The 4314-nt window shown below is 70.3% G+C and carries 8 protein-coding genes; all 8 read left to right on the top strand.

Annotated elements, in window-relative coordinates; translation table 11 throughout:
• A partial coding sequence (locus tag AC1RTA_RS16375) for a hypothetical protein (RefSeq protein WP_492785343.1) occupies positions 1–180 on the top strand: 180 nt, incomplete at its 5' end.
• Between the two features lies 1 nt (position 181).
• Complete coding sequence (locus tag AC1RTA_RS16380; protein WP_014236764.1) at positions 182–454, top strand: hypothetical protein; 273 nt, start codon at positions 182–184, stop codon at positions 452–454.
• Between the two features lie 24 nt (positions 455–478).
• Positions 479–1096 (top strand): 30S ribosomal protein S4, encoded by a 618-nt coding sequence (rpsD, locus tag AC1RTA_RS16385; protein WP_014236763.1) that lies wholly within the window; start codon positions 479–481, stop codon positions 1094–1096.
• Between the two features lie 49 nt (positions 1097–1145).
• Positions 1146–1637 (top strand): MotA/TolQ/ExbB proton channel family protein, encoded by a 492-nt coding sequence (locus tag AC1RTA_RS16390; RefSeq protein ID WP_014236762.1) that lies wholly within the window; start codon positions 1146–1148, stop codon positions 1635–1637.
• A 79-nt stretch (positions 1638–1716) separates the two neighbouring features.
• The gene (locus AC1RTA_RS16395; protein WP_014236761.1) at positions 1717–2043 is read left to right on the top strand and encodes a DUF2149 domain-containing protein; all 327 of its coding nucleotides are present in this window, start codon (positions 1717–1719) and stop codon (positions 2041–2043) included.
• A 4-nt stretch (positions 2044–2047) separates the two neighbouring features.
• Positions 2048–2767, top strand: coding sequence for an EAL domain-containing protein (locus tag AC1RTA_RS16400; RefSeq protein ID WP_130460005.1), 720 nt, complete (start codon positions 2048–2050; stop codon positions 2765–2767).
• A gap of 1 nt (position 2768) precedes the next feature.
• Complete coding sequence (locus tag AC1RTA_RS16405) at positions 2769–3275, top strand: RNA polymerase sigma factor (protein WP_492785344.1); 507 nt, start codon at positions 2769–2771, stop codon at positions 3273–3275.
• Positions 3275–4207 (top strand): FecR family protein, encoded by a 933-nt coding sequence (locus tag AC1RTA_RS16410; protein WP_492785345.1) that lies wholly within the window; start codon positions 3275–3277, stop codon positions 4205–4207. The genes AC1RTA_RS16405 and AC1RTA_RS16410 overlap by 1 nt, the downstream gene beginning before the upstream one ends.
• The last annotated feature ends 107 nt before the right edge of the window (positions 4208–4314 follow it).

The following is a 4314-nucleotide window of genomic DNA, read 5'->3' on the forward strand; positions in this document are numbered from 1 at the left end:
CCCGTGATCCAGGGCATGCAGCTGGAGAAGATAGAAAACAAGCCCCTGCCAGCCACCCCGCCCCTGCTGGCCGCATCCCTGCTGCTTCTGCTGGCCGCCCTCGGCGGCGGCGCCTGGCAGGCCCGCCGCGAGCAGGGCCGCCGTCCCCTTTCCACCTCCACCCCTTCCAGGAGCCTCTGACATGTCCATGGATATTCCGGAAATGCCCGTCGACCTGCGGCTCGCCGCCGTGGTGCACCTGCTCTCCTCCTCCGCCCTGCGCGGCGCCACCCCCAACAAGACCGAGGCCCTGCGGGCCCATCTGCGGGGCCTGGCGGCCCAGGCCGACCTCAACCCCTACCTCAAGAGCGCCCTGCAGGAAGTGCTGCAGGGCTGGGAGGCGGTGGATTGCCACCCGGCCTCCACCCCCGTCGATTTCTACCCCCTGGTCGCCCCCGGCGCCGTCACCCACTAACCCCAAAGCAACAGGAGTTCTCCCATGTCCCGTCACACCGGCCCCCGTCTCAAGATCATGCGCGCCCTGGGCACCGAGCTGCCCGGCCTCTCCCGCAAGACCCGCGGCGAGCGCGAGCAGCCGCCGGGCCAGCACGGCGCCCGCAAGGTCGCCGGGCGCAAGTCCGAATTCGGCCTGCAGCTCATGGAAAAGCAGAAGCTGCGCTTCAACTACGGCGTCTCCGAAACCCAGCTGCGGCGCATCGTCAAGGACGCCCGCCGGGACCAGGGCGCCACCGGCCACAAGATCGTCGAACTGCTGGAGCGGCGCCTGGACAACCTGGTCTTCCGCGCCGGCCTGGCCCCCACCATCCCCGCCGCCCGCCAGCTGGTGAGCCACGGCCACATCGCCCTCAACGGCCGCCGCGCCACCATTCCCTCCATCCGGGTCAAGGCCGGCGACGCCTTCGGACCGGTGGAAAAGAGCCGCAACCTGCTGGCCATCAAGGCCTCCCTGGCGGAGCCGGCCCTGGAACGGCCCGAGTGGATCGCCTTCGAGGAAGCCAGCCTGACGGCCCGCCTCAGCCACCTGCCGGACGGTGACGCCGCCCCCTTCCCCCTGGACCTGCAACGGGTGGTCGAGTACTACGCCACCCGCCTGTAACCCCAAGCCAAGCGCCGCCCCGGCGACCGGGGCGGCCCAGGAGTTCTCCATGCAACAGCTCGTCGAAATGTCCATGTACCAGTTGGGGCAGATCTTTCTCTTCCCCACCCTGGCCCTGGTCTCCCTGCTTTTCCTCTACGCCTTCTGGCTGCTCGGCCATTTCGCCCTGCAGGCCTGGCAGCGCCGCAACGGCGGCGGCCGGCCCCTGCTGGCCCGCTTCCGCGAGGCGCCCAACCTCAACGGCGACGAGCTGGACGTGTACGCCCACACCCTGCTCGAGGCGCCGCGCATCGCCAGCCGGGTGACGCCCATGCTGGGCCTGGTGGCCACCATGATCCCCATGGGCCCGGCCTTGAAATCCCTCTCCGACGGCAACCTGGCCCAGGTCTCGGAAAACCTCATGGTGGCCTTCTCCGCCGTGATCCTGGCCCTCATCGCCGCCTCCATCACCTACTGGATCGTCAATGTGCGGCGCCGCTGGCTGGCGGAGGAACTGCTGGAAGTGGAAGCCCTGCGGCAGCGGGCGGGGAGTGCTGCATGAGCGCGAACGCACGGCCGACCGCAGGGAGCGCGCTCCCTCCCCCGGGGAGGATGTCGCTCCGCGACAGGAGGGCCCATCAATGAGCCTCAAGCTGCTGCACGAACCGGAGACCGAGGACCCCATCCTCTCGGTGGTGAACCTGATCGACATCTTCCTCGTCATCATCGCCGCCCTGCTCGTCACCGTGGCCCAGAACCCGGTGCTCAACCCCTTCTCCAAGCAGGACGTGACGGTCATCACCGACCCGGGCAAGCCCACCATGGAGATGGTGATCAAGAAGGGCGAGAAGATCGAACGCTACAAGGCCAGCGGCAACATCGGCCAGGGCGAGGGGGCCAAGGCCGGCGTCGCCTACCGCATGAAGGACGGCTCCATGGTGTACGTCCCCGAAGGGGAAGGCCAGTAGTCCGATGCACCCTCACACCCTGCTGGAATGCCTGCTCGCCCGCCGTTTTGCCGTCGAATACCAGCCCCTGGTCTGTCCCGCCAGCGGCGACAGCCTGGGCTGGGAGGCCCTGGCCCGTTTCAGCGCCGCCGACGGCACGCCCCTGCCGCCGGACCTGGTGTTCCAGGCCCTGCACCACGATCCCCTGCTGCTCTTCCACACCGAACTGGAGACCAAGCGCCTGCAGCTTTCCCTGGCGCCGCCGGAGGGCCTGCTGTTCGTCAACCTGGACCCGGACAGCTTCGCCGCCGGCCACGGCCCGGACGGACGCAACGCCTTCACCGAACTGTTCCTGCCGCACCGGCAGCGGCTGGTGGTGGAGGTCATCGAGAACCTGGACATGGGCGACGTGGCCCTCTCCCATCAACTGGTGGAGGAGCTGAAGGCCGACGGCGTCCTGCTGGCCATGGATGACCTGGCCGCCTCCCGGGGTCTCATTTCCTTCGCCGCCCTCAACGATTCCGCCTACCTCAAGTTCGACCGCTCCTGGCTGGCCGACTCGCCGGAACGGGAGCGGCGCACCGCCATCCTCTCCTGGACCCTGCCCGCCGCCCGCAGCCTGGGCGTGCGCACCGTACTCGAGGGGGTGGAGACCGCCAACGACCTGAAGCTGGCCCGGCGCCTGGGTTTCGACCTGGTGCAGGGCTTCCTTTTCCGCGACCGCTTCCGCCGCGCCGAGGCCTGACATGCCCCCCAGCGATTCCCTGCTCTCCCGCATCTACCTGGAAAACTACCGGGAGATCGTGGATTTCCTTTCCCTGCGCACCGGCTGCCGCCACGCCGCCCAGGACTGCGCCCAGGATTGCTGGTTCAAGCTGTGCAAGGCCCGCCCGGCGGAAGCGGTGGACAACGGCCGCAGCTACGTCTTCCGCGTCGCCGCCAACATCGCCGTGGACTGGCACCGCAGCAACGGCCGGGAACTGCGCCTGCAGGCCGACTACGCCGCCAGCGGCGACCCCACGGCCGCCAGCCCCGACACCCTGGAGACGGTGCAGCAGCGGCGCAACCTGGAGCGGCTGGAGGCCATCATCCGGGCCCTGCCGCCGCGCACCGTGGAGGTCTTCGTGCTCAACCGGCTGGAAGGCCTCACCTACACGGAAACGGCAAAGCGCCTGGGTATTTCCGCTTCCGCCGTGGAAAAGCACATCGCCCGGGTGCTGCTGCAATGCCTGCCCATCCTGGAGGAGATGTGATGCCGCGCCTGCCGCCCCCCCGCGCCCTGGAACAGGCCTCCCGCTGGATCGCCCGCCAGGGAGCCGACGACTACGATGCTGCAGCGGAGGCGGATTTCGCCGCCTGGTACGGCGCCGCGGCGGAAAACGCCCGGGCCTACGAGCAGATCCGCCGCCTCTGGGGCACCCTCGGCCAGGTACAGCGGCAACGCCTGCAGCCGCCCCGGGGGCGCCGCCACGCGGCGGCCGGCGCCGTCAGCCTGGCCCTGCTCCTGGGCAGCCTGCCCTGGCTGCCGGAATGGTGGCTCGCCGCCCGGGCCGACCACCTGGCGGAGCTGGGCGGCAACCGCCACATCGAGCTGACCGACGGCTCCCGGGTGGTCCTGGAATCGGGCAGCGCCCTGCGCGTGCGCCTGGGCCAGACAGGGCGGGAGGTGGAACTGCTGCGGGGCCGGGCCCTCTTCGAAGTGGCGCGCCAGCCCCAGGGCGAAGGCTTCGCCCCCTTCTCCGTCGCCGTCGGCGAAACCCGGGCCACCGCCCTGGGCACCCGCTACCAGGTGGAAAAGCTGGCGGGGGAAACCGTGGTGACGGTGCTCGAAAGCCGGGTCGCCGTGCACTGCGGCGATTGCCAGGAAGGCCCGCGGGAAGCGGTGCTGGGGCCGGGGGACATGGCCCGGGTGGGCCCCGGCGGCCTGGAAACGGCCCGGGCCCCGGCCGGCGCCGATGCCTGGAGCGACGGCATGCTGGCCTTCGACCGTCAGCCCTTCGCCGTGGCCGCCGACCAGCTGCAGCGCTACCTGCCCCAGAAGGTGCTGCTGCTGAGCCAAGCGGCGCAGCAGCAGCTGGTCTCGGGCACGGTGGACCCGGCCCGGCCCGACGCTGCCCTCGGCCTGCTGGCCAGGGGCGCCGGCCTCCGGGTGACCCGCCTGCCGGGGCTGTTGCTGGTGCGATGAAAAAATTTCCGGCTCGGGGGTGGGGTGTACCGGGTCGGCAGACGTCCTACGGAAAAGAACCATTTTTCCGGAGTCATCATGCGCCCCCAGAATCCCCTCTCCTCCCC

It is taken from the genome of Azospira sp. MPR-E4, from assembly GCF_058809645.1.

Coding starts and splice junctions, on each gene's coding strand:
- AC1RTA_RS16380 (WP_014236764.1), top strand. CDS start 182: ATGTCCATGGATATTCCGGAAATGCCCGTCGACCTGCGGCTCGCCGCC.
- rpsD (WP_014236763.1), top strand. CDS start 479: ATGTCCCGTCACACCGGCCCCCGTCTCAAGATCATGCGCGCCCTGGGC.
- AC1RTA_RS16390 (WP_014236762.1), top strand. CDS start 1,146: ATGCAACAGCTCGTCGAAATGTCCATGTACCAGTTGGGGCAGATCTTT.
- AC1RTA_RS16395 (WP_014236761.1), top strand. CDS start 1,717: ATGAGCCTCAAGCTGCTGCACGAACCGGAGACCGAGGACCCCATCCTC.
- AC1RTA_RS16400 (WP_130460005.1), top strand. CDS start 2,048: ATGCACCCTCACACCCTGCTGGAATGCCTGCTCGCCCGCCGTTTTGCC.
- AC1RTA_RS16405 (WP_492785344.1), top strand. CDS start 2,769: ATGCCCCCCAGCGATTCCCTGCTCTCCCGCATCTACCTGGAAAACTAC.
- AC1RTA_RS16410 (WP_492785345.1), top strand. CDS start 3,275: ATGCCGCGCCTGCCGCCCCCCCGCGCCCTGGAACAGGCCTCCCGCTGG.